The organism is Arthrobacter ginsengisoli, assembly GCF_031456935.1.
Taxonomy (GTDB): Bacteria; Actinomycetota; Actinomycetes; order Actinomycetales; family Micrococcaceae; genus Arthrobacter; species Arthrobacter ginsengisoli.
Genome location: NZ_JAVDVQ010000037.1, coordinates 1 through 23269, shown reverse-complemented (window position 1 = coordinate 23269; position 23269 = coordinate 1). Strand labels below are relative to the sequence as shown.

Below are 23269 nucleotides of genomic sequence, written 5' to 3'. Positions count from 1 at the left end.
GAGCATCCGGGCCGACGTCTTTGCCGGACAGCTGCCGCTCCCCGCCGCCGGCGCAAGGAAGCGGTCAACGTGGAGCGCCCGCAGCCAGCGAGGACGAACGACGTTGACGGCGACAAGCCGGCGGCACACCATACGGCCAGCCGGGAAAGCTGCCGGTTCCCGGCTTCAAGGAGGTGCGCCCACCAAACCACTTCACAACTCCGGACGACGGTGAGACGCTGGAACCGACGAAGGGCCGGACCAGACGCCGACCGGGCTATGGCGGGCGCTCACGCGTTACGCCGCTTCTAGCTTGGCGCCCGGCCCTTCGCCCCGGCCGCAGCCCGAACGACGCCAGATGACCCGGAGAATTGCCCCCGAGGTCGGATAAGTCAGCGTGGGCGCGACACGGAACCACGCCGGTCCAGCCAACAAACTGCCCAACCGCCACACCCCTGCCAGCGCCCCCGGCCCGCCCGAGGCGCGCACCGCTGCGCCCGGACGCGGCCTTGACACGACCTATAGCCAGCTAGGGCACGATTGACTGGCCGGGTCGCCCGGCAGCGGGACGCAGGGTTCCGACGAGCTGGTCGATCACACCGGCGTCCTCAATCGTCGAGGGCACCACGTAGTCCTCGCCGTCGGCGATCTGGCGCATGGTCTTGCGCAGGATCTTTCCGGAGCGGGTCTTGGGGAGGGCCTCGACCACGGTGACGTGCTTGAAGTCGGCCACGGCACCGATGTCCCGCCGGACCAGGGCGATCAGGTCCTTGACCAGGATCTCCTCGGGCACATCCACCCCTGACTTCAGCACCACGTAGCCGCTGGGGCGCTGGCCCTTCAGCGGGTCCGCGAGTCCGATCACGGCACACTCGGCCACTGCCGGGTGCTGGCCGATGACCTGTTCCATGGCGCCGGTGGAGAGCCGGTGGCCGGCGACGTTGATGATGTCGTCGGTGCGGCCCATCACAAAGAGGTAGCCGTCCTCATCCCGGTAGCCGGAGTCGCCGGTGGCGTAGTAGCCCTCGAACGCCTGCAGGTAGGAAGAGATGTAGCGCTCGTCGTTGCCCCAGAGCGTGGTCAGCGTGCCCGGCGGGAGCGGGAGCGCCAGGACGATGTTGCCCTCCGTCCCCGCCTCGACGTCCGCCCCTGATCCGTCCACGATGTTCAGCTTGAAACCGGGCATCGGCACACTGGGCGAGCCGGCCTTGATCGGCATCCCATCCAGCCCGCGGGGATTGGCGCAGATGGCCCAGCCGGTCTCGGTCTGCCACCAGTGGTCCACCACCGGGACTCCGAGGATCCGCGAGGCCCAGTGGAAGGTGTCCGTGTCCAGCCGCTCGCCGGCGGCAAAGAGGGTGCGCAGGCTGGAGATGTCGTAGCCATCGAGGAGCTTTGCCTCAGGGTCGGCCTTCCGGATGGCCCGCAGCGCGGTGGGGGCGGTGAAGAGCACGTTGACCTTGTGGTCCTGGATGACGCGCCAGAACGCGCCGGCGTCCGGCGTCCCGACGGGCTTGCCTTCGTAGATGACGGTGGTGGCGCCGGCCAGCAGCGGCCCGTACACGATGTAGGAGTGCCCCACTACCCAGCCCACGTCGGAGGCGGTCCACATGATGTCGCCGGGGCCGATGTCGTAGATGTTTTCGAGGGTCCAGCTGAGCGCCACCGCGTGGCCGCCATTGTCCCGCACGACCCCCTTGGGGGCGCCGGTGGTTCCGGAGGTGTACAGGATGTACAGCGGGTCGGTTGCCTTGACGTCGACCGGAGCCGCAGGCGTGGCGGTTGCCATCTCGGTATCCCAGTCCAGCCAGCCGGCGTGCCCGGCCGCCGGGGCGGCGAAACCTTCCCTGGCCTTGACGAGGACCGGCGTGTCCCGTGCTCCGGCCAGTCCGAGAGCCTCCGCGACCGCGGGGAGGTACTCGATCCGGCGCGAGGGTTCGATGCCGCCGGAGGCCGTGACCACGGCCGCGGGGGACGCGTCACGGATCCGTGCGGCGAGTTCCTTGGGGGCGAAACCGCCGAAGACGACGGAGTGCACGGCGCCGAGCCGGGCCGTGGCGAGCATGGCGATTGCCGCCTCGGGGATCATCGGCATGTAAATCACGACGCGGTCACCCTTGCCCACGCCCTGGCTGCGCAGGACCCCGGCGAACCGGGCGACGAGGTCGGTCAGCTCCGCATAGCTGTAGCGTTCCTGCGTGCCCAGCATGGCGGAGTCATAAATCAGGGCGTCCTGTCCGCCGCGCCCCTCCGCCACGTGGCGGTCCAGCGCGTTGTAGGAGGTGTTGAGGACGCCGTCGGGGAACCAGTCATACAGCGGTGCCCTGCTGGAATCCAGGGCCCGCTGCGGAGGGTTGGTCCAGGAGATCCTCCCGGCGGCCTCCAGCCAGAATTCCTCGGGTGTCTCCAGGCTGCGTGTGTAGCTGTCCCGGTAGTTCTTGGTAACCATGAAAATGAGTCCCGTCCACGACGATGTGATGGTGCTCATGGTAGCCCCGCCCCGGCCCGCGGCACAAGACCTATGTATACACAACTGCGACTTTCCACGCGGAATTCCAGGAAAAAACGGCAAATGCTGGGCATTTGTCAGATTCGTGTATACACTGAACAGGGTCAGCCAATGAAGGAGGCAGGATGCGCGCCAGCGACAAGGCCTATGCGGCCCTGCGTGAGGAGATCATTGAATGGCGCCTCCTGCCCGGGACGGTGCTCGCGGAAGTGGAGCAGTCCGAGCGGCTCGGCGTTTCCCGCACCCCGCTGCGGGAGGCCCTCAGCCGGCTCACCGCGGAGGGCCTGACGACGGCGGCGGGCGGCCGCGGCGTCGTCGTCACCGACATCTCACTGGAAGACATCGACGAACTCTTCGAACTGCGCGAAACCCTGGAGGGCAAGGCCGCGGCGCTGGCCGCCGAACGCGGCGACGCCGCCACCTTCGAACAGCTCCACAATGAACTGCGCCGGGCTCCTGAGCTGATCAGCGCCGGGGACCCTGCCCGGCACGACTACTACGGACTGGTCGGACGGCTGGACGCCGCCATCGACGCCGCGATCCACAACTCCTACCTCGCCCAGGCGATGCGCAGCCTGCGCGTCCACCTGGTCCGGGTCCGCCGGCTGGCGGCCGACGACGCCGAACGGCTCACCGCGGCGGCCGCCGAGCATGCCGCCATAGCCGAGGCAATCGCGGCCGGCAATCCCCGGCTCGCCGAGGCGGCCACCACGCTTCATCTGCACCGCAGTCTTTCCCACGTCAAAGCCACGCATACACCTCACTAAGAAGGAGCACCATGGTCAAGGAACACCACGTCCGCGTTTACAAGAGCGAGGAAAACCTGCCCCGCGAGGACCAGCTCGCGTTCAAGATTGCGCAGGTCGCCGCGGATCCCGTCGCCGTCTCCGAGGAGGTCACCGACATGGTGATCAACCGGGTGATCGACAACGCCTCGGTGGCGATCGCCTCGCTGAACCGCGCCCCGATCGTGGCGGCCCGCGCCCAGGCGCTGACCCACGGCCCCACCACGGGCGGCAAGGGCTCGAAGGTCTTCGGCATCGAGGAACGGGTGGCCCCCGAATGGGCTGCCTGGGCCAACGGCGTCGCCGTCCGCGAGCTGGACTACCACGACACCTTCCTCGCGGCGGAATACTCCCACCCGGGCGACAACATTCCGCCCATCCTCGCCGTGGCGCAGCACGTCGGCGCCAGCGGCCAGGACCTGATCCGCGGCATCGCCACCGGCTACGAGATCCAGGTCAACCTGGTCAAGGCCATCTGCCTGCACAAGCACAAGATCGACCATGTCGCGCACCTCGGCCCCTCCGCCGCCGCCGGCATCGGCACCCTGCTGGGACTCGACGTCGAGACGATCTTCCAGTCCATCGGACAGGCCCTGCACACCACCACCGCCACGCGGCAGTCCCGCAAGGGCGAGATCTCCACCTGGAAGGCCCACGCCCCGGCGTTCGCCGGCAAGATGGCCGTGGAGTCGGCGGACCGCGCGATGCGCGGCCAGACCTCGCCGGTGCCGATCTACGAAGGCGAGGACGGCGTCATCGCCTGGATGCTGGATGGCCCCGACGCCTCCTACACCGTGCCGCTGCCGACCCCCGGCGAAACCAAGCGCGCCATCATGGACACATACACCAAGGAGCACTCGGCCGAGTACCAGGCGCAGGCGTGGATCGACCTGGCGCGCAAGCTGAACGGCGAGCACCCGGAGGTCACCGACCCGGCCAACGTCGCATCCGTGCTGATCAAGACCAGCCACCACACCCACTTCGTGATTGGCTCAGGCGCCAACGATCCGCAGAAGTACAGCCCCACGGCCAGCCGCGAAACGCTGGACCACTCCATCCCGTACATCTTCACGGTCGCCCTGCAGGACGGCGCCTGGCACCACGTCGATTCCTACGCCCCGGAACGCGCGGCCCGCCCGGACACGGTGGAACTCTGGCACAAGGTCACCACCGTGGAGGATCCGGAGTGGACCCGCCGCTACCACTCCCTCGACATCGCCGAGAAGGCGTTCGGCGGCACCGTCGTCATCACGCTCAAGGACGGCACTGTCATCACCGACGAAATCGCCGTCGCCGACGCCCACCCGCTGGGCGCCCGGCCGTTCGCGCGGGAACAGTACGTGAACAAGTTCCGCACCCTCGCCGCCGGCCTGGTCGCGGACGAGGAAATCGAACGCTTCCTCGCTGCCGCCGCCCGCCTGCCCGAGCTGGCCGCCGGCGAGCTGGACCAGCTCAACATCCAGGCCGCCGCCGGCGTGATCGACCTCGCCGCCGCACCGAAGGGACTCTTCTAAATGCTGTACTCGAAGGTCACGCCGGAGCAGAAACGGGTCCGCTTCCGCGAGCTCCTGGCCTCCGGGACGATCCAGCAGTTCCCGGGCGCGTTCAACCCGCTCTCGGCCCGGCTGATCGAGGAAAAGGGCTTCGCCGGGGTCTACATCTCCGGCGCCGTGCTGGCCAATGACCTGGGCCTGCCGGACATCGGCCTGACAACGCTGACCGAGGTGGCCACCCGGGCCGGGCAGATCGCCCGGATGACGGACCTGCCCAGCATCGTCGACGCCGACACGGGCTTCGGCGAGCCGATGAACGTGGCCCGCTCGGTCCAGGAACTCGAGAACGCCGGCCTCGCCGGCCTGCACATCGAGGACCAGTTCAACCCCAAGCGCTGCGGCCACCTCGACGGCAAGAACGTCGTGGACCTCGACACGGCGACCAAGCGCATCCGCGCCGCGGCCGACGCCCGGCGTGACCCGAACTTCCTGATCATGGCGCGGACCGACATCCGGGCCACCGACGGTCTGAAAGCCACGCAGGACCGCGCGAAGGCGCTCGTGGAGGCCGGCGCTGACGCCATCTTCCCGGAGGCCATGAAGGACCTCAGCGAATTCCAGGCCATCCGTGACGCCGTCGACGTGCCGATCCTGGCCAACATGACCGAGTTCGGCCAGAGCGCGCTGTTCACGGTCGAACAGCTCGCCGGCGTCGGCGTCAACATGGTCATCTATCCGGTGACGCTGCTCCGTAGTGCCATGGGCGCTGCGGAGCGTACGCTGGAATCGATTAGGGCTGACGGTACCCAGGAAGCCCAGGTCGGGAACATGCTGACCCGGGCGCGTTTGTATGACCTCGTGGACTACGAGGCCTACAACAGCTTCGATACCGGGGTTTTCAATTTCCAGATCCCGGGACAGTAAACCCCGCATCGGACGTCCGGCTCCGGCCGGTCCAACACAGGCGACAGGAACAAAGGAGTTTCAGCATGGCTGAACAAGAGATCAAAAAGGGCCTCGCCGGCGTCGTGGTGGATTACACCGCGGTCTCCAAGGTGAACCCGGACACCAATTCGCTGCTCTACCGCGGATACCCCGTGCAGGAGCTGGCCGCCAACTGCAGCTTCGAGGAAGTCGCCTACCTGCTGTGGAACGGCGAGCTGCCCACCCCGGACCAGCTGGCGGAGTTCACGGCGCGGGAACGCGCCGGGCGTCCGATCGATCCGGTTGTGAAGCAGGTGGTGGACGCATTGCCCACCACGTCGCACCCGATGGACGTTTGCCGCACGGCGGCCTCCGTCATGGGCGCACGGCACCCGCTCGCGGAGGACTCCTCGCGCGAGGCCAACATGGCCAAGGCCGTGGACCTGTTCGCGGCGATGCCGGCGATCGTGGCCTACGACCAGCGCCGCCGGCACGGCCAGGACGTCGTGGCGCCCCGCGATGACCTGGGTTACTCGGCGAACTTCCTCTGGATGGCCTTCGGCGAGGAGCCCGTCCAGGAAGTCGTTGAGGCCTTCAACGTCTCGATGATCCTGTACGCCGAGCACTCCTTCAACGCCTCCACCTTCACGGCCCGCGTGATCACCTCGACGCTCTCGGACCTGCATTCGGCCGTGACCGGGGCGATCGGGGCGCTCAAGGGCCCGCTGCACGGCGGCGCGAACGAGGCCGTCATGCACACCTTCGACGAGATCGGCATCCGGCCGGAGGAGTCGCTGGAGGAGGCTCACACCCGCGCCAAGGCGTGGATGGAGGACGCCCTGGCTCACAAGAAGAAGGTCATGGGCTTCGGGCACCGCGTCTACAAGCACGGCGACTCCCGTGTGCCCACTATGAAGGCCGCCCTGGACAAAATGATCGCGCACTACGGCCGGCCGGAACTGCTGGGGCTGTACAACGGTCTGGAAACGGCCATGGACGAGGCCAAGGCCATCAAGCCGAACCTCGACTACCCGGCCGGACCCACATACCACCTGATGGGCTTCGACACCCAGACCTTCACTCCCCTGTTCGTCGCCAGCCGCATCACCGGCTGGACCGCGCACATCATGGAGCAGTTGGACTCGAATTCCCTGATCCGCCCGCTGAGCGAATACAACGGCGTCGAGGAACGGCATCTCGACTAGCTCTCCAGCACGCACGACGGCGGGCCGGTCACCTTTCAAAGGTGGCCGGCCCGCTGGTCGTGGCAGCTGCCCGCGTTGATCGTGTTTGTCGCCTGCGCAGCTTATCCGTTGATCTTCAGTGACAGCACAATGCGCTTGAGCGTCGCGAACTCGGCCGTTTCCATGTATCGGCGTGCCTCCTCGAGGGACTGGAATTTCAGGTCCGATTCGGCGCCGGTGTTGTAGTTCTGGGCGAAGAAGTACTCGCCGGAGGGTAAGCCACTGACGACGTTTTGTGGATCGCAGGTGCTGCCGTTCACTCCCCAGCTTTCATCCGCGATGCCCAGGTTGCCGGCAAACGGAACCGACGGCTGCCCCAGCTGGCTGACGTCCCAGACCCGGAAGATGAACTGGGGTGCGATGGCCCGCTCGCCCTGCCGGTTCGAGGGGAACGTCATGGCCGCACTGTCCAGCACCGTATACGGAGTGCAGGGAGAAATGATGTTCGGGCGGTTGCGTGTCTGGTTGAAATCCCAGGGTCAGCAGCACGCGGCCGGACTCATTGGTCACATCGGTGTAGCGGCCGCCTTCGCGGCTGGTCACCTGCCAGTTGTCAGGGTAGTCGAAGCTGCCCAGCCCGTTGGCGCTGGTGTAGTTCTTCCAGACCGGCTGCTTCTTGACGGACCTGAGTTCCAGTGAAATGAGCATGCGCTTCACGTCCTGGTACTCCTGCGCGGCCATATAGGCTTTGGCCTCGGCCACGGACGCGAACGCCAGTGGCGCGTCCCGGCCGTCAGCAGCCAGGACCTGGCCCGTCCCGAAGGTGATGGCAGGGACGCCCTCCGGGGTCCGGACCGAGGACAGCAGCTGGCCGGCTTTTCCCGACGCCGGCACGCCGCTTGAGTCGATCGTGAGGGCACCGTACACCGCCGTTCCTTCGAGTATGCGGAACTTGAACTGGGTCGGGCCTGCCTGGGCGCCACCGGAGGCTGCCTGCGGGATGTCCAGGGTCACGGCGTCGAGGGTCTGGTAGGGCACCGCCGGCGCTCCGGTTCCGGATGCCTGCGGGATGGTGCGCAGCCGGGCAACGGGTTTTCCGGCCGCGTTCGTGACGCTGATATCGCTGGTCCAGTAGCCCAGTCCCGTCCCGGCCGCCAGCACGCTCTCCGCCACACGCCAGTCCGCCGGGTGATCGAACGTGGCCTGTCCGCTGGAGTCGGTGAACGTGGTCCAGACGGCCGGGGCCGGCGGGGGCGCCGGCGTGGCGCTCGGCGTGGCGCCCGGTGTGGCGGTCTGCGTCGCCGCGGCAGTGGCGGGGGCCGGGGATTCCGTCGCCACGACGGTGCTCGCCGGTTCCGGCGCCGTGGTGAGCGCACCGAGGTTGGTGGCAACCAGGACGCCCGCGGCCACGGCCGCCACAGCGATCGTCATGGCCCCGGCGATCCGGGCACGCCGGCGTCGGCGGGCTTCGTCCAGGGAGGCCACGCCGGCCAGGCCGGTGTCGCTGAAGGCGGCCGGTTCGGTGAGCATCCGGTGCAGGGCCGCTTCGCCGTCGGGCACCGACGGATCGAAGTGCACGGGGTCGGTGGCGGAAATTCTGTTCTTAATCGGATCCATCTCAGGCACCCATCTTCCGTGTGGTCGATCCAGCCATGATCGATGCGGCGCCGGGCGGCATGTGCTTTCGGAAGGCAGCCCGTGCCCGGTGCAGACGGACCTTGGCGGCGGATTCACTGCATTGCAGGACACCGGCGATTTCCGCGGTGCTCAGTTCGTCCCAATATGCGAGCTGGAGAATGTCCCGGTCCTTGTCCCGCAGTTTGGCCAGGGCATCCTGGACAGCGACGTTGTCCGATTCATCGCCGAACCGCACAACAGCGGCGGAGCGGAGTTTGTCCTGCAGCGCCTGCTGGCGGTCCCGGCTCCGGTAGGCGTTGCCCACCAGGTTGCGGGCCACGGTGAGCAGCCAGGCCAGGTCAGAGCGCGGCTCGTCGCCCCACTTCTGCCACACCACCCGGAAAACGAGTTCCTCCGCCATCTCGGCGGACTCCACCCGCCGACGGACAAAGCGGTAGACCCGCGGATAGCTTTCCTTGTGAATGGCGATAAACGCCAGTTCGCGCTCCGAAAGCACGTTCCCCCCTGAAAGTAGCGTCCTGAAGTGCAGGCTACCTGTTTGGTTTCCGGCCCGGTCCACGCGGTTACAGTCGCGGGGGAAGTTTTTCGACCGATGCCACAGTCTCGTTGTCCTCGTTCAGGACAACCACGACGTCGTGCACCTCGCCTGCCAGCGCGGGCGGCAGCCAGTGCTCCGCGTCCTGCCACATCAGGGGCAGCGGCAGTGCTTCGACGTCGAACCATCCGGGCGTAATCTCAAGGCTCTCCGCCGGCTCGCCCTCCCAACGCCGGGTAGTGAAGAGCCTGCAGTACATGTTCCATTCGGGGCGGCTGGGGAAGATGAACTCGACGACGCCGGCGTGGGCCAGGTCCGCCTGACGGACGACGACTCCGGCTTCTTCCCAGACTTCGCGGACGACGGCTTCGGCGTCGCTCTCCCCCGCTTCGACGTGGCCGCCAATACCCACGATCTTGCCCGTGCCGAACCCGGTCCGCTTCAGCCCCAGCAGCACTTCGGTGCCGGAGCCCGTTTCGCGGAGCAGGAAACACAGGGTGACGGGAGTGGAGGCCATAAAGCCAAGACTAGCGGCGGGTCGGGGTCCGGCGGGTCAGCCCAGCGCCCGGGGATGCGCGGCGGCGTAGATCTCCCGCAGAGTGTCCGCCGTAACCAGGGTGTACACCTGCGTGGTGGTGACCGAGGCATGGCCCAGCAGCTCCTGGACCACCCGGACGTCGGCCCCGCCTTCGAGCAGGTGGGTCGCGAAGGAGTGCCGCAGCGTGTGCGGCGAGACGTCCTTGGTGATGTTGGCCTTCTCCGCGGCGGTCTTGAGGATTGTCCAGGCGCTCTGCCGGCTGATCCGTCCGCCGCGGGCGTTCAGGAACAGTGCCGGGGTCCCCTTGCCCTTGGCGGACAGCAGCGGCCGGCCCCGGACCAGGTAGGCGTCCAGGGCACGGGCACCGAAGGACCCGAGCGGGACCAGCCGTTCCTTGGAACCCTTGCCGAACAGCCGGACGATCGCGGGCCCGGTGTCCTCGGCCTGTCCGGCGTGCAGGGTGATGTCGTCGACGTCGAGGCCGACGGCTTCGCTGATCCGGGCGCCGGTGGAATACAGGAACTCCAGCAGGGCACGGTCGCGCAGCCCGGTGGCGGTGTCCGTTCCGACCGCCTCCAGGATCCTGGTGACTTCGCCGACGCTGATGGCCTTGGGCAGCCGCTTGCCGGGCATGGGCGGATGGACGTCGCTGGCCGGGTCGGTGGGGGTGACGCCCTCGAGTGCCCAGAACTTGTGCAGCCCGCGGACGGCCACCACCGTCCGGGCCGCCGACCGGATGCCCAGGGCCGAGCCGCCGTCGGAGCCGTCGGAGAGGGCCTGGACAAAGCCGGTGACGTCGTGCCGGGTGATCTCGGCAGGGCGTTCCCGGCCTGTGTTGGCGAGGTGCGTGGCGTAGCGGGCCAGGTCCCGCCGGTACGCGGAGAGGGTGTTGACGGCGAGTCCCCGTTCCACGCCCATGTGCTGCAGGTAGTCCGTCATGGCGCGGTCAATTGCCGTCAGCGGCCTGGCGGGTGCCTGCCCTGCCGGGGCCGGCGGCTCGGCGATCAGCGGTCCCGTCATCAGCGCTGGCTGGGGTGCGCGGGCCACGGCGCGGAACCCGGGCGGAGGCCCTTGAAGTTGTCGGCACGGGCGGCCGCGGCGGCGAGGATTCCGACGACGGCGGAGGGGTTGTGCAGACGGCCCTCCAGCACGGCCTGCACGGCCGAATCCAGCGGGATCCAGTGCAGCTCGATTTCGGCTTCCTCGTCGGTGCGGACGTGGAGTTCGTGGCCGGGCACATCGCTCAGGTCCCGGGCGAGGTAGATGCGGATGGCTTCGCTGGAGGATCCGGGGGAATTGAAGAAGTCGGCCAGCACATTCCACCGGCTGGCGACGAGGTCGGCCTCCTCGGCGAGTTCCCGTGCGGCGCCGGCCACGAAGTCCTCGCCTTCAACGTCGAGGAGCCCGGCCGGGATCTCCCACAGGTCCATGCCGACGGGGTGCCGGTACTGTTTGATCAGCAGCACGTCGCCGTCGTCGTTCATCGGCAGGACCGCCACCGCGCCGGGGTGGTCGATGTAGTCGCGGACCAGCGGATCGCCGTCGTCGTTGAGCTGGAAACTGTCACTGACGACATCCCAGATCCGGCCTTCGTAGACCGTCCGGGACGACAAAAGACGGCGCGGGCTCGGTTCATCCGAAACCTGCCGTGCAGCATGGGGGGTTTCAGGGGTACCGGGCATCGCGCCGTCCTTTGATTCAGTTGGTGGTTACTTCGACACTACCGGGGAAGGCTTGGCGGCGGCCGGAGCGCCCGCGGCTGTGTCGGTTTTTGCGGCACCCTTGACGGCGCCCTGTGCCGAACTCGTGGCGGTGCTCCCGTTGCCCTTCTGGTGCTCCAGGGCGGCCTTCACGAGTCCCGAAAACAGTGCGTGCGGCCGGGTCGGGCGTGAGCTGAGCTCCGGGTGTGCCTGCGTGGCCACGTAGTACGGGTGGACGTCGCGGGGAAGCTCCACGTACTCCACGAGCTTGCCGTCGGGCGACGTCCCGGAGAACACGAGCCCCTGGGCGGCAATCTGCTCCCGGTACTTGTTGTTGACCTCGTAGCGGTGCCGGTGCCGCTCGCTGACCTTGGTGGTGCCGTAGGTCTCGGCGACGACGGAGCCCTCATCGAGCTTGGCCTCGTACAGGCCCAGGCGCATGGTGCCGCCCAGGTCGCCCTTGCCGTCGACGATGTCCAGCTGCTCTTCCATCGTGGCGATCACCGGGTACCTGGAATCCGGTTCGAACTCCGAGGAGGAAGCGCCTTCGAGGCCGACCACGTTGCGGGCATACTCGATCACCATGCACTGCAGGCCGAGGCAGAGGCCCAGGACCGGCAGTTTGGTTTCGCGGGCATATTTCAGCGCGCCGAGCTTGCCTTCGAGCCCGCGGATTCCGAAGCCGCCGGGGACACAGATCGCGTCGACTCCGTCCAGGGACGTGACGGCGCCCTCGTGGGTTTCGCATTCGTCCGAGGGGACCCAGCGGATCTTGACCTTGGTGTCGTTGGCGAAGCCGCCGGCACGCAGCGCCTCGGTCACGGACAGGTAGGCGTCGGGCAGGTCGATGTACTTGCCGACCAGGGCGATCTCAACCTCGTGCTTGGGGTTGTGGACCGCGTCCAGGAGCCTGTCCCAGCTGGTCCAGTCGACGTCCTTGAAGGGCAGGTCGAGGGCGCGGACGATGTAGGAATCCAGGCCCTGGGAGTGCAGGGTCTTCGGGATGTCGTAGATGCTCGGCGCATCCGGGCAGCCGATCACGGCGTCGATGTCGACGTCGCACATACGGCCGATCTTGTCGCGCATGGCCTGCGGGACTTCACGGTCCGAACGGATCACGATCGCCTCGGGCTGGATGCCGATGGAGCGCAGCGCGGCCACGGAGTGCTGCGTCGGCTTGGTCTTCAGTTCCTGCGACGGGCCGATGTACGGCACGAGGGAGACGTGCAGGAAGAACACATTTCCGCGGCCGATGTCCTGGCGGACCTGGCGGGCGGATTCGAGGAACGGCTGCGACTCGATGTCGCCCACGGTGCCGCCGATTTCGGTGATGATGACGTCCGGGGCGTGCTTGCCCTCGGCGGGAAGCCGCATTCGCCGCTTGATTTCATCGGTGATGTGCGGGATGACCTGGACGGTGTCGCCGAGGTATTCGCCGCGGCGTTCCTTGGCGATGACGGTCGAGTAGACCTGGCCGGTTGTGACGTTGGCCGAGCCTTCGAGGTTCTCGTCGAGGAAGCGCTCGTAGTGGCCGATATCGAGGTCCGTTTCGGCGCCGTCGTCGGTGACGAAGACTTCGCCGTGCTGGAAGGGGTTCATCGTGCCCGGATCCACGTTCAGATAGGGATCGAGCTTTTGCATTGTTACAGACAAGCCGCGTGCCCGCAGGAGGTGACCGAGGCTCGAGGCCGTCAGTCCCTTACCGAGCGAGGACGCCACACCACCGGTGACGAAGATGTGTTTGGTCGTCTTGGACGAGCCCGGGAACCGGGAATTTACACGGGAATTTGATCGCTGCACCACGGAGTTCGAGCCTATCATCAATTCGGCCTTTCAAGGGTCTGTTCCCGGCAATCCGCTGTGATTCCCGTCAGGGCCCGGGTCCGCCCGGCGGGGTGTTCAGGCTTGCTGCGGCAGCAGCCTGGCGTCGTCCAGCAGCTCCTGGGCGTGCGCCTGGGCGGATTCGGAGTCCTCCTGGCCGGCGAGCATCCGGGCCAGCTCCCGGACGCGTTCCGCTGCGTCGAGGAGTTGGACATCACTGGAGGTGAAGCCGGTGGCCGTGTCCCCGTCAGCGCCACGCACGGAGGTCTTGGTCACGCGGATGTGCTGGTCGGCGAACGCTGCCACCTGCGGCAGGTGGGTCACCACGAGGACCTGGACGTGCCGGGCCAGCATCGCCAGCCGCCGACCGATCTCGACGGCGGCGCGGCCGCCCACGCCGGCGTCGACCTCGTCGAAGACGAAGGTGGGAACCGGATCGACGGCGGCCAGCACCACTTCGATGGCGAGCATCACCCGGGACAGTTCACCACCGGAGGCGCCTTTGCCCAGCGGACGTGCGGGGGCACCGGAGTGCGGCTGGAGCAGGAAGGAAATTTCGTCCGCGCCGAACGGTCCGGGCTGCCCGCCGGACTCGACGTTGATGACCAGGGTGGCATCCGCCATCGCCAGGGCCTTGAGTTCCGCGCTGACCCGGGCGGAAAGCTCCTTGGCGGCCTTCTTGCGCAGCTTGCTGATGCCGGCGGCCTGTTTGGCCAGCGCGTCCCCCGCGCGGGCCACCTCGGCATCCAGCGCCTCGATCCGGGTGGAGTCGTCCTGCAGCTCCAGGAACCGCGTCCGGGCCGCTTCAGCCCACACCAGCACCTCGTCGATGCTGGGAGCGTACTTGCGCACCAGCTTCGCCAGTACCCCCCGGCGGTCCTCGATCTCGGCGAGCCGTTCCGGGCCCTCGGTGTCGAGGGCAGCCTGGTAGCTGGCGAGTTCGGTGGCGATGTCGTTGAGCAGGAAGCCGACCTCAGCCAGCCGGGCAGCCGCGGAGCCGAGTTCCTCGTCGTGTTCGGCGACGTGCTCCAGCGTGCGCTTGGCGGCATCGACCAGTGTGGTTGCGTCGGCATCCTCGCCGAAGTCCTCCGCGATGAGCGCCTGGTGTGCCGTGCTGGCCGCGATCCGGAGTTCCTCGACGTTGGCGAGCTTGACGGCCTCCGCCTTGAGCGATTCGTCCTCCCCCGGCTGCGGGTCGACGGCGTCGATCTCGGCCAGCGCGGCCTCCAGCGACTCGGCCTCGCGGAGGCGTTCCCGGGCGGCGCTGCGGAGCTCATCCAGCTCGGCCCGGCTGGATTTCCAGTGCGCGTGGAGCTCCTGGTAGCTGCCGAGTGTCCCGGCGAGGCTCTCCCCCGCGAATTTGTCGAGGGCGCCGCGCTGCGCGACCGGGCTCTTGAGCCGGATCTGCCCGGACTGGCCATGCACCACGACAAGGGTTTCGCCGATCTCCCCGAGCACGCCGACGGGTGCGGCCCGTCCGCCGAGGTAGGCGCGGCTCCGCCCGTCCGCCCCCACGCTGCGGGCGAGCAGCAGCTCGGCGGCGCCGTCGAACTCGTCAACCTCGGCGCCGGCCTCACGGGCACGCGCCACGGCCGGGTGGCCGGCGTCGAGCTTCACCGTGGCCTCCGCGGACGCGCTCTTCGCGCCGCTGCGCACCGCGCCGGCGTCGGACCGTGCGCCAAGGAGCAGGCCGACGGCGGTCACCACCATGGTCTTGCCGGCGCCGGTTTCACCGGTCACGACACTCAGGCCCGGGCCGAGCGGCAGCGTGGCGTCGGCGATGACGCCAAGATCGCGGATTCTCAGTTCTTCAAGCATGATTCACTTCGCAGTCGATGGATCTGGAGTCTCGCCCGGACCTGGGTACGGTGGCCCAGCCTGCGGCGGAGTGGGCAGCGGAGGCATCGGCCGGGGCGTGCGGATCACCGGAATCGGCCCGGTATGGACCTTCGCGGCCTGCGGCATGGGCCCGCGCCAGCCCTGGATGGGGAGTTCGAACTTGCGGACCAGCCGGCCGGAGAAGGGCGTCTGGTGGGTGCGGGCGAGCCGGACGGGAGTGGCGGAGCGGGTCACTTCCACACGCGCTCCGGGCGGGAGGTCCACCGAGCGGCGCCCGTCGCACCAGAGCACGCCCTGCGCGTCGGTCCGGTTCAGGATTTCGACCGCGAGCCGGGACCGGGGCGAGACAACGAGCGGCTTGGCGAAGAGCGCGTGGGCGCTGATCGGCACGATCAGGAGCGCCTCCACCTCGGGCCAGACCACCGGTCCGCCAGCGGAGAAGGCGTAGGCGGTGGAGCCGGTGGGCGTGGCCAGGACGACGCCGTCGCAGCCGAAGGAGGTCAGGGGGCGTTCGTCGACCTCGGTGACCACCTCGAGCATCCGTTCGCGGTTGCCCTTTTCGATCGCTGCCTCGTTGAGGGCCCAGGTGTGCCAGATTTTCCGTCCGCGGACCCAGACCTGGACGTCGATGGTCATCCGCTCCTCAACGGTGTATTCGCGGCTCGCGATCCATTCGACGGTCTGGGCGAGGTCCGCCCGCTCGCTCTCGGCAAGGAACCCGATGTGGCCGAGGTTGACGCCGAGCAGCGGCACATCGAACTCGCGCACGAGTTCCGCGGCGCGGAGGATGGTGCCGTCGCCGCCGAGGACCATGACAAGTTCGACGTCGGGCAGCATCACGTGGTCATGGAGGATTTCGACAGGATGGTCGAGGCGTCCGAAGAAGCGGACCATGTCGCCGAGCTCGGATTCCAGCATCACGGGGACGATGCCGGAGTCGTGGAGCTGGCCGCACGCTTCCCAGGCAGCCTTGAGGGACTCCTCACGGCCTGTGTGGCAAAGGATGAGGACACGCCTGCTCATCGGGTTCCGCCTTCTGGTGCTTCTAGTACTGGGGCCAGATTGTTCCGAGGAGCGCAGCAACGGCTGCGTCCCGCTCTTCGATCTTAGGCAGGTCTGTTCCAATCCCGCGCTTTATCCACAGGAAGTACTCGACGTTTCCGTCCTGGCCGGGCAGCGGGCTGCTGGCGAGGCCTTTCAGTTCCAGCCCGGTGTCCATCGCCTCCGCCGCGACTTTGCCGACGGCGAGGCGGCGCTCCCACTCGGAGGTGACAACCCCGGTGCGGCCCAGCCGGTCCTTGCCGATCTCGAACTGCGGCTTGACCATCAGGACCAGATCCCCGCCTGGTTCCGTGCACGCCGCGAGGGGCGCCAGCACCAGCGTCAAGGAGATGAAGGACAGGTCCGCCACCGTCAGGGCCGCCGGTCCGCCTATCTCGGCCGGCGTCATGTAGCGGACGTTGAGGCCCTCGTGCACGGACACGCGGGGGTCATTGCGGATCACAGGGACGAGCTGGTCGTGTCCGACGTCCACGGCCACAACATGGTCCGCGCCGCGGCGCAGCAGCACCTCGGTGAATCCCCCGGTGGAGGCACCGGCGTCCAGGCACCGTTTACCGGCGACCTCGACGGCGGGAAAGGCGTCCAGCGCGCCGGCCAGCTTGTGCCCGGCACGGCTGACGTAGGTGTCCTCGCCGGTGGCTTCGACGTCGAGGCCCGTGTCGTCCTGGACCTGGAGTGAAGCCTTTGTCAGCACGTCGCCCTGCGAGCTGACCTTGCCTTCGGCGATGAGGCGTGCGGCATGCGTGCGGGATCTCGCGAGCCCGCGGCTGACGAGCGCCTGGTCAAGCCTGGTCATGCGTGGCGTCCCCCGTTTCAGTGCCGGTCCCGGCTGTCGTGTCTCTCCCGGGCGCCTGGTCTGAGACGGTCTCGTTCAGGGCGGCCAGCAGCTCGTCGTGCAGGCTGGCGTAGACGTCCCCGTGCCGGGCCACCGGCAGATCCGGGAGGTCACCGAGGCGGTCCAGGAGCGCCGTCACGGCGGGGTCCAGGGAGGGGACATGCCCAGCGGCCGCCGGACGGGCCGGCCAGCGAACCTGGGCATCGACGCCGTCGGGGTCCGGCTCGGTGGTGGTGTTCGGCTCGGTCATGGTCCCCAGTCTAGTGATCCACCCATTCGAGGACCGGCGCCAGCGCGGTGGCGGTCTCGGGGTTGGCTGTCCACCAGGCCGAACACGCGGCCCGCCAGGCGTCGAGGTCGCCGGGATCGCCGCTGACGCGCACTGTCCCACCGTGCACGACGGCGGAGGCGGCGCCGCAGCGGTGCTGCCCGCCGTCGGGCTCCACGACCGGGTAAGGGCAGTAGAGGTCGGTGAGGTCGGTGATCAGGTAGTCGGGCCGTTCCTGCGTGCGGGCGGCGAGGATCGATTCCCTCGTGTCGACGCCGGTCAGCACGGCGGCGGTGGCGAAGCCGGCGTTGTTGCCGCCGAGGATGTCGGTGTCCAGCCGGTCGCCGACGACGAGGGGCCGGTCGGCAGCCAGCCGCTTGGCCGCTGCGTGGAACAGGGGCGCTTCCGGCTTGCCGGCGACGAGCGGCCGCTGCCCGGTCGCGGCGGCTACGGCCGCCACCAGGGTCCCGTTGCCGGGTGCCATGCCGCGGGCCTGCGGAATGGACATGTCCGTGTTGGTGGCCACCCACAGGGCGCCGCCGGCAATGACGTACGCGGCTTCGGCGAGGTCCTTCCACCCGAGGTCCGGGTGGAAGCCCTGCACAACGGCAACGGGCTGCTCGGCTTCGCTGCGGACCGGCACCAGCCCAGCGAGTTCAATTTCCTGCGCCAGCGAGGCCCCGCCGGTGATCAGGACGCGGGAACCCGGAGGCAACAGCGATGCCAGCAGCTCGCCCGCGGCCTGCGAGGAGCTCACGACCTGGTGGTCCTCCGCCGGGGCACCCAGATCGCGCAGGTGCTGCGCCACCTGTGCGGGTGTCCTGGAAGCGTTGTTGGTGACGTAGCCCAGTCCGACGCCGATCCCGGCGAGCCGGAGCAGCGACTCCACGGCGCCCGGAATAGCATGGGGTCCCGCGTAGACCACCCCGTCGAGATCGGCAAGGAGGGCGTCGAAGGTCGAGATCAGCTCCGGTGCGGCCATTCCCGATCAGCCTTCGGAGCGTTCCGGCTCGTGGGAGTCGGCGTCAGAAGACCCGGCGTGGGAGTCGGCGTCAGAAGACCCGGCGTGGGAATCGCTGTGTCCCGTGCCACCCATGTCCTCACCGGAGTCATCGCCGCTGAGCACCTCGGAGCGGTCCAGCGCGTCCTTTTCCACGGAGTCGTCATCGGACTCAGCGTCGTCGGACTCCCAGAAGTCGGACTCGACGTCGTCCGTTCCGTCGTCAAGGTCTGCGGCCGCCCCGGGCGTTTCCGGAAGACCGGCAACGGCTTCAGCGCTGGCGGCACGCGGCGCCTGCTCCTGTTCTTTGTCCCCGGCGGCCGGAGCGGACCGCTGGGCGGTCTGCTCGGCGAGGAGCCGGCGCTGCTGCTCTTCCTCGCGGGCTTCCTCTTCCTCGTCCCAGCCGAGGTCGATGATGTCCGGTTCTTCCGAGACATCCAGGCCGAGGGCGTTCTCGGCCACACCCGCCTGGCGCTGCCACTTTTCGGCTTCGGCCGTGCGGCCCACGGCGGTCAAGGCGTCGGCGTAGGCGCGGAACAGGCGCGGGCTGTAGGAGAACGCCCGGTTGATGTCCAGCTGGACGATTTCCAGTTCGGAGACGGCAGCGTCCAACTGGCCCAGGTCGGTACGGGCGCCGGCGGCCACGATGGCCAGTTCAGCTTTGCCGGGGGCGTCGAGATCTTTGGCTTCTTCGGAGCGTGCCATCTCCAGGGCGCGGTCGGGCCGGCCGAGTCCGCGTTCGCAGTCGGCCATGACGGGCAGGTGCATGTTGGAGCCGCTGATCCGCCGGTAGGTGCGGAACTCGCGCAGGGCTTCGCCGTAGTGGCCGGCTGCGTACGCGGTCAGGCCTACGGCTTCACGGACGGCGGCGAGGCGGCCACCGCGTCGGCTGGCCGCGAGGGCGTGCTGGAAGGCCAACTCCGGTTCGTCGTCAATCAGGCGTCCGGCCATCACGAGGTGGCGGGCCACCCACTCGGCGCTGTTGTCCTCGAGGGTCTTGATCTGGTGCTGCGTGGCGCGGTCCAGTTCCTTGCCCGTAACATCGTCGTCAATCTGCGGTGAACGTTCGCGGTCGGGTCGGTTGGCGCTGCGGAGGTCCCGGGCGTTGGGAACGCGGACCGGGCGGTCTTCTGCCCGGTCGCGGCCGTACTGGCGGGGGCCAGAATCGCCGCGGTCAAAGCTGCGGGCCGGACGGTCATCGCGGCTGCCAAACGGCTTCCGGTTGTCGCCGCCGCTGTACGGCTTACGGTCGGCGACGCCGCTGTACGGCTTACGATCACGGTCACCGCCGCCGCTGTACGGCTTACGGTCGGCGCCGCCGGCGCCAAAGCTGCGGCGCTCCCCGCCACCCTCACGCGGAGCACGGTCACCATACGGCTTACGATCACCACCACCGCTATACGGCTTACGATCACGGTCACCTCCGCCGCTATACGGCTTACGATCACGGTCACCTCCGCCGCTATACGGCTTACGATCACGGTCACCTCCGCCGCTATACGGCTTACGATCATCGCCGCCGCTGTAGGGCTTACGATCATCGCCGCCGCTGTAGGGCTTACGATCACGGTCACCTCCGCCGCTGTACGGCTTGCGGTCGGAGCCGCCGGCGCCAAAGCCGCTGCGCTCCCCGCCACCCTCACGCGGAGCACGGTCACCATACGGCTTACGGTCCCCACCACCGCTATACGGCGGCTTGCGATCCCCACCACCGCTATACGGCGGCTTGCGATCCCCACCACCGCTGTACGGCTTACGGTCGCCTTCACGCGCCGGGCGGTCGCCGGAAGGCTGGCGATCGCGGTCGCTGGAGGGACGGGCCCCCTCGCTGCCGCGGTCATCGCGAGCACGGTACCCGCGGGGGTCTCCGCCGGAGTTGTTGGTGCCGCGGAATCCGCCGCCGCCGGTATTACGCCCGCCGCCAAAGTTGCCGCGATCTTTGCCGCTGCGGTTACCGTCGTTGTGCTCAGCCATGCTGGATTCCTCCTGTTGCGAGCCCCCGACTGGCACGCCGGCAGCCGTACTACTCTAGTTGCTTCTTGCCTGACGAGGACGAATCCGTGGTGAACGGTCCGCCTCGAGGCCAGCCTCTATTGTAGTCGAGTCCGACGGGCTAGATTCTGGCAGTCTCCGCCAGCTTCCTGAGCACCGCCAACCCTTCCGGGGCCTCCCAGGTGGAAACCTCCTGGGGCTGGGACACCACGAATCTCCAGATCTGCGTTCCACGGGCCACGGCCAGGACATGCTCCGTGGACTCGCTGAGCCGGTTCGTGGCGTAGCGCGCTTCACCCCATAGGCCCGTAACTTCTGTGGGGGACATCATGGCCTCCCAGGGGTCAATGTTCGCACGGCTTGCCTCGTCCGGGTACGTCACCAGTTCAAGGACGACGGCGTGCGTCGTCGTGCCACTTGTGTCCAGTGGGTAGATGCAGTTTTCGTGCCTGACGCCGGAAGGACTGACTGTCCCGGCGACTTCACCGGACTGGATGCCACGCGCCGCATCGCCCAGGACAGCCCGGATCTGTTCCATGCTCAGAATCGAACACGCCCCGACCTCGGTGGTGGGAATCAGGGAGGATCCGTCGCGTGCGATCGGTGGCACCGAACTGCTGGGCGTCGCCGTCGCGGCAGGTCCCGTCGACGTCGAAGCCCCTGCGCTGGGTGACGGGGAAGACCCGCTGCATCCTGAGAGTCCGACCGCGAGGATCAGTCCGAGGCCCGCAAGGCCCATCTTCTTAGTTGAAAACATCATCTCCGACTCCCATGATGATCCGGTCTCCGGGTACTGCCCCGCGCTGGAACCTGACGACGTCTGCCTCTTCGAGCGAAATGCAGCCCCAGGTGGGGACCCGGTTGGCATGAAGGAAGATCGCGAAACCGGCATTCATCTGGATGGCTGAGTCCGGGGGCCGGTTGTAGTTGATCACAACGCCCTGACGGTAATCATGCGCCGGCCGTGTTGCGTAATACCACATGTTTTCGTCCGGGAAGATGTCGGCGCTGGATTCAAAGTACTTGTTGTAGTTCGAGTTCAGCCGGCCGCCCCAGCGTGAGTACGGGTTGAGTTGGCGGTAGGACAGTGCTGTTCCCGGGTTTCCGAGGCCAAAGGCTTCGGTCACGGTAAAGGAGCCGGTGGGCGAAAACTTGTTGATGGTGGGGCCGGAGGCAACTCCGGGACGGGCAAATCCGCTCTCTCCCGCATACCCGGTAACCGTCCAATCCACGCGGTAGGCCCCGTTGGCCTTGACACAGTTGGTGAAGGTAACAGGTGTCGCCGGGTAGCTTTCCGCAATGGCAAAGGACACACGGGCCGGGCCGGCGCCAGGATATCGCACAGCGTTGCGGTTCAAGGCTTCGCAGTAGCCCGCAGACCGGAGATGGTATTTGACGCCCACGCCGGCTGTCCAGGCAAACCGGCCGTACTGGAATTCCTGTGAACACGCGCTGGAGCCGGAGCAGGACTCCGCCGCCACCGGGTAGCCCAGTGATCCGGCTTCCCAGGACCGGGTCCCGTAGCTGGCGAGAATGGCTCCCCACATCGGCTGGGCGCCGCCGAATGGCGACCAGTAGACCACACCGCCTTCGAAACGCTGGACGCAGCCGTCATTTCGCAAACCGCAGGTCTCGTCACTGACGGCATAGCCCAGACGCCCCGATTCCCAGTTCAAGGTTGCCCATCTGGCGGCAATTGCCGCCCAGGTGGCGTGCGCCCCGGTTCCGCTGGACCAGTGAATAGCCCCGCCTTCGAAGCGTTGGACACAGCCACCATTCTTCAAGCCGCAAATTTCGTTACTGATGGGATAACCGAGTCGCCCGGACTCCCAATTCAGACCCGCCCATTTGGCCGCAATGGCTGCCCACGTTGCGAAGGCTCCGCTTGCCTTGGACCAGTGAATGGCGCCGCCTTCAAAACGCTGAACGCAGCCGGCGTTTTTGAGAGTGCAGATCTGTTCGCTGATGGGATAGCCGAGCCGCCCAGACTCCCAATTCAGACCCGCCCACTTTGCGGCGATTGCCCCCATTGTGGCGTGGGCTCCGGTCGCGTTGGACCAGTGAATGGCGCCGTTTTCAAAGCGCTGGACGCAACCACTGTCCCGTAACACGCATAGTACGGCCGAGGCCACCGGGCCCAGGGATCCGGTGGCGCCGCCCAGCGATTCCCAGTGGGCTTCGATGGCCGCTTCGCCGGCACCGACAGCGGCCACACCCGCAGGCAGTTCCTCGGCGGTGGTTTTGCTGGTCGCCGTCGGCTTCTCTGACTGCGTGGCGGCGGTGACCGATGGAGACGGTGCCGGTGCCGATTTGGTGGGCGTGGCGGTCGGCACGGGAGTCGCGGATCCGGACGTGGCCGCTGAGGTGGGCGAGGGCGACGCTGTGGGCTCGGCCTTCGGCGCCGGCTGGAAGCTCGCTGCCATGGTTGGGCCGACAGACGGCAAGTCTTCGGCATGGGCCGGAATGATGGATGTCACCGCAGCGGCCGCCAGGATTGCCACCACCGCAATCACTTTTGGAATTTTCACTAAACTACTCCCCCAAGATCGAATAGTGGACGCGCTGGTTCCACCGGGCCGCCGTCAGCAGCCCCACCAAATACTAACGGGGGCACGTACGGCGTGGGCAAGGCCACACCGGATGAGAACTGCGGAAATCAAAGATTTCGGCCGTCTATTTTCGCCGGATGAATTGACCTGGGGTGTTTATGCGGTTAAATGCGGGAGGACCCCCAACGTGGTTGGGGGTCCTCGACCGTGTAATGATGTTCCGGCGGTGACCTACTCTCCCACACCCTCCCGGGTGCAGTACCATCGGCGCTGTGGGTCTTAGCTTCCGGGTTCGGAATGGGACCGGGCGTTTCCCCCACGCTATGACCGCCGTAACCCTTGCTCCGCACCTGCCAGGGGTTTGGTGGGCCCTGGTGGCGGGAAATCTGGTGTTACAACTGTGGTGTTGTTTATTCAGTTGTTGGTTCGCCGAGCAACGGGTTTGTTGTCTGGGAACCACATAGTGGACGCAAGCAGTCTTGTTTCTTTGTACCCTCCCCCGTGGTGCGAACCCCTTTTGAATCGGGTTCGCGGGAGGGGGTGTGTGGTGTAAGTTATCGGCCTATTAGTACCGGTCAGCTTCACGAGTCGTTAGTCCTCGCTTCCACATCCGGCCTA

The 23269-nt window shown here is 67.6% G+C and carries 19 protein-coding genes, 1 rRNA gene and 1 pseudogene; 4 read left to right on the top strand and 17 right to left on the bottom strand.

Annotation, left to right across the window (positions count from 1 at the left end; translation table 11 throughout):
- Positions 1–508: 508 nt before the first annotated feature.
- Positions 509–2428: a propionyl-CoA synthetase gene (locus J2X01_RS20935; protein WP_310062151.1), complete on the bottom strand. Its 1920-nt coding sequence runs from the start codon at positions 2426–2428 to the stop codon at positions 509–511.
- 185 nt (positions 2429–2613) lie between these two features.
- Here J2X01_RS20935 and J2X01_RS20930 point away from each other — a divergent pair.
- From J2X01_RS20930 to J2X01_RS20915, 4 genes and pseudogenes are all read left to right on the top strand, one after another.
- Positions 2614–3271, top strand: a pseudogene (locus J2X01_RS20930) (GntR family transcriptional regulator); the annotation flags it as partial.
- A complete protein-coding gene (locus J2X01_RS20925; RefSeq protein WP_310062148.1) occupies positions 3267–4787 on the top strand; it encodes an MmgE/PrpD family protein in 1521 nt (506 codons plus the stop codon). The pseudogene J2X01_RS20930 and the gene J2X01_RS20925, both read left to right, overlap by 5 nt.
- The gene (gene prpB / locus J2X01_RS20920) at positions 4788–5690 is read left to right on the top strand and encodes a methylisocitrate lyase (RefSeq protein WP_310062144.1); all 903 of its coding nucleotides are present in this window, start codon (positions 4788–4790) and stop codon (positions 5688–5690) included.
- Between the two features lie 65 nt (positions 5691–5755).
- The gene (locus tag J2X01_RS20915) at positions 5756–6895 is read left to right on the top strand and encodes a bifunctional 2-methylcitrate synthase/citrate synthase (protein ID WP_310062141.1); all 1140 of its coding nucleotides are present in this window, start codon (positions 5756–5758) and stop codon (positions 6893–6895) included.
- A 101-nt stretch (positions 6896–6996) separates the two neighbouring features.
- Here J2X01_RS20915 and J2X01_RS20910 read toward each other — a convergent pair whose 3' ends face one another.
- From J2X01_RS20910 to rrf, 16 genes are all read right to left on the bottom strand, one after another.
- Entirely contained in the window at positions 6997–7194 is a 198-nt protein-coding gene (locus J2X01_RS20910) for a hypothetical protein (RefSeq protein WP_310062139.1), read from the bottom strand.
- A gap of 10 nt (positions 7195–7204) precedes the next feature.
- Entirely contained in the window at positions 7205–8500 is a 1296-nt protein-coding gene (locus J2X01_RS20905; protein WP_310062137.1) for a hypothetical protein, read from the bottom strand.
- Positions 8493–9008, bottom strand: coding sequence for an RNA polymerase sigma factor (locus J2X01_RS20900; RefSeq protein ID WP_310062135.1), 516 nt, complete (start codon positions 9006–9008; stop codon positions 8493–8495). Before J2X01_RS20900 ends, J2X01_RS20905 begins: the two co-directional genes overlap by 8 nt.
- Before the next feature lie 67 nt (positions 9009–9075).
- Entirely contained in the window at positions 9076–9564 is a 489-nt protein-coding gene (locus J2X01_RS20895) for an 8-oxo-dGTP diphosphatase (RefSeq protein WP_310062131.1), read from the bottom strand.
- A gap of 36 nt (positions 9565–9600) precedes the next feature.
- Positions 9601–10605, bottom strand: coding sequence for a site-specific tyrosine recombinase XerD (gene xerD, locus J2X01_RS20890; protein ID WP_310062128.1), 1005 nt, complete (start codon positions 10603–10605; stop codon positions 9601–9603).
- A complete protein-coding gene (locus J2X01_RS20885; RefSeq protein ID WP_310062126.1) occupies positions 10605–11267 on the bottom strand; it encodes an NUDIX domain-containing protein in 663 nt (220 codons plus the stop codon). Before J2X01_RS20885 ends, xerD begins: the two co-directional genes overlap by 1 nt.
- A 27-nt stretch (positions 11268–11294) precedes the next feature.
- Positions 11295–13106: a CTP synthase gene (gene pyrG, locus J2X01_RS20880; protein WP_310062123.1), complete on the bottom strand. Its 1812-nt coding sequence runs from the start codon at positions 13104–13106 to the stop codon at positions 11295–11297.
- A 78-nt stretch (positions 13107–13184) separates the two neighbouring features.
- Positions 13185–14924, bottom strand: a complete 1740-nt coding sequence (recN, locus tag J2X01_RS20875) for a DNA repair protein RecN (RefSeq protein ID WP_310062121.1) — start codon at positions 14922–14924, stop codon at positions 13185–13187.
- Positions 14925–14927: 3 nt separating this feature from the next.
- A complete protein-coding gene (locus J2X01_RS20870; protein WP_310062117.1) occupies positions 14928–15968 on the bottom strand; it encodes an NAD kinase in 1041 nt (346 codons plus the stop codon).
- Between the two features lie 22 nt (positions 15969–15990).
- On the bottom strand, positions 15991–16803 hold the full coding sequence (locus J2X01_RS20865) for a TlyA family RNA methyltransferase (RefSeq protein ID WP_310062114.1): 813 nt from the start codon (positions 16801–16803) through the stop codon (positions 15991–15993).
- Entirely contained in the window at positions 16790–17092 is a 303-nt protein-coding gene (locus tag J2X01_RS20860) for a hypothetical protein (protein ID WP_310062111.1), read from the bottom strand. The genes J2X01_RS20865 and J2X01_RS20860 overlap by 14 nt, the downstream gene beginning before the upstream one ends.
- 10 nt (positions 17093–17102) lie before the next feature.
- Entirely contained in the window at positions 17103–18092 is a 990-nt protein-coding gene (locus tag J2X01_RS20855) for an HAD-IIA family hydrolase (RefSeq protein ID WP_310062108.1), read from the bottom strand.
- A 6-nt stretch (positions 18093–18098) separates the two neighbouring features.
- Positions 18099–20084 carry a hypothetical protein gene (locus tag J2X01_RS20850; RefSeq protein WP_310062106.1) on the bottom strand — a complete coding sequence of 662 codons (1986 nt, stop codon included), beginning with the start codon at positions 20082–20084 and terminating at the stop codon, positions 18099–18101.
- Positions 20085–20223: 139 nt separating this feature from the next.
- Entirely contained in the window at positions 20224–20862 is a 639-nt protein-coding gene (locus tag J2X01_RS20845) for a hypothetical protein (RefSeq protein ID WP_310062104.1), read from the bottom strand.
- Positions 20846–22630 (bottom strand): hypothetical protein, encoded by a 1785-nt coding sequence (locus J2X01_RS20840; protein WP_310062101.1) that lies wholly within the window; start codon positions 22628–22630, stop codon positions 20846–20848. Before J2X01_RS20840 ends, J2X01_RS20845 begins: the two co-directional genes overlap by 17 nt.
- Positions 22631–22869: 239 nt before the next feature.
- Positions 22870–22986 (bottom strand): 5S ribosomal RNA (rrf, locus tag J2X01_RS20835).
- Positions 22987–23269: the final 283 nt, after the last annotated feature.

Bases quoted from the DNA above. Each gene is read 5' to 3' on its own strand.
- J2X01_RS20935 (WP_310062151.1), bottom strand. From the start codon at position 2,428: ATGGTTACCAAGAACTACCGGGACAGCTACACACGCAGCCTGGAGACA.
- J2X01_RS20925 (WP_310062148.1), top strand. From the start codon at position 3,267: ATGGTCAAGGAACACCACGTCCGCGTTTACAAGAGCGAGGAAAACCTG.
- prpB (WP_310062144.1), top strand. From the start codon at position 4,788: ATGCTGTACTCGAAGGTCACGCCGGAGCAGAAACGGGTCCGCTTCCGC.
- J2X01_RS20915 (WP_310062141.1), top strand. From the start codon at position 5,756: ATGGCTGAACAAGAGATCAAAAAGGGCCTCGCCGGCGTCGTGGTGGAT.
- J2X01_RS20895 (WP_310062131.1), bottom strand. From the start codon at position 9,564: ATGGCCTCCACTCCCGTCACCCTGTGTTTCCTGCTCCGCGAAACGGGC.
- xerD (WP_310062128.1), bottom strand. From the start codon at position 10,605: ATGACGGGACCGCTGATCGCCGAGCCGCCGGCCCCGGCAGGGCAGGCA.
- J2X01_RS20885 (WP_310062126.1), bottom strand. From the start codon at position 11,267: ATGCCCGGTACCCCTGAAACCCCCCATGCTGCACGGCAGGTTTCGGAT.
- pyrG (WP_310062123.1), bottom strand. From the start codon at position 13,106: ATGATAGGCTCGAACTCCGTGGTGCAGCGATCAAATTCCCGTGTAAAT.
- recN (WP_310062121.1), bottom strand. From the start codon at position 14,924: ATGCTTGAAGAACTGAGAATCCGCGATCTTGGCGTCATCGCCGACGCC.
- J2X01_RS20870 (WP_310062117.1), bottom strand. From the start codon at position 15,968: ATGAGCAGGCGTGTCCTCATCCTTTGCCACACAGGCCGTGAGGAGTCC.
- J2X01_RS20865 (WP_310062114.1), bottom strand. From the start codon at position 16,803: ATGACCAGGCTTGACCAGGCGCTCGTCAGCCGCGGGCTCGCGAGATCC.
- J2X01_RS20860 (WP_310062111.1), bottom strand. From the start codon at position 17,092: ATGACCGAGCCGAACACCACCACCGAGCCGGACCCCGACGGCGTCGAT.
- J2X01_RS20855 (WP_310062108.1), bottom strand. From the start codon at position 18,092: ATGGCCGCACCGGAGCTGATCTCGACCTTCGACGCCCTCCTTGCCGAT.
- J2X01_RS20850 (WP_310062106.1), bottom strand. From the start codon at position 20,084: ATGGCTGAGCACAACGACGGTAACCGCAGCGGCAAAGATCGCGGCAAC.
- J2X01_RS20845 (WP_310062104.1), bottom strand. From the start codon at position 20,862: ATGATGTTTTCAACTAAGAAGATGGGCCTTGCGGGCCTCGGACTGATC.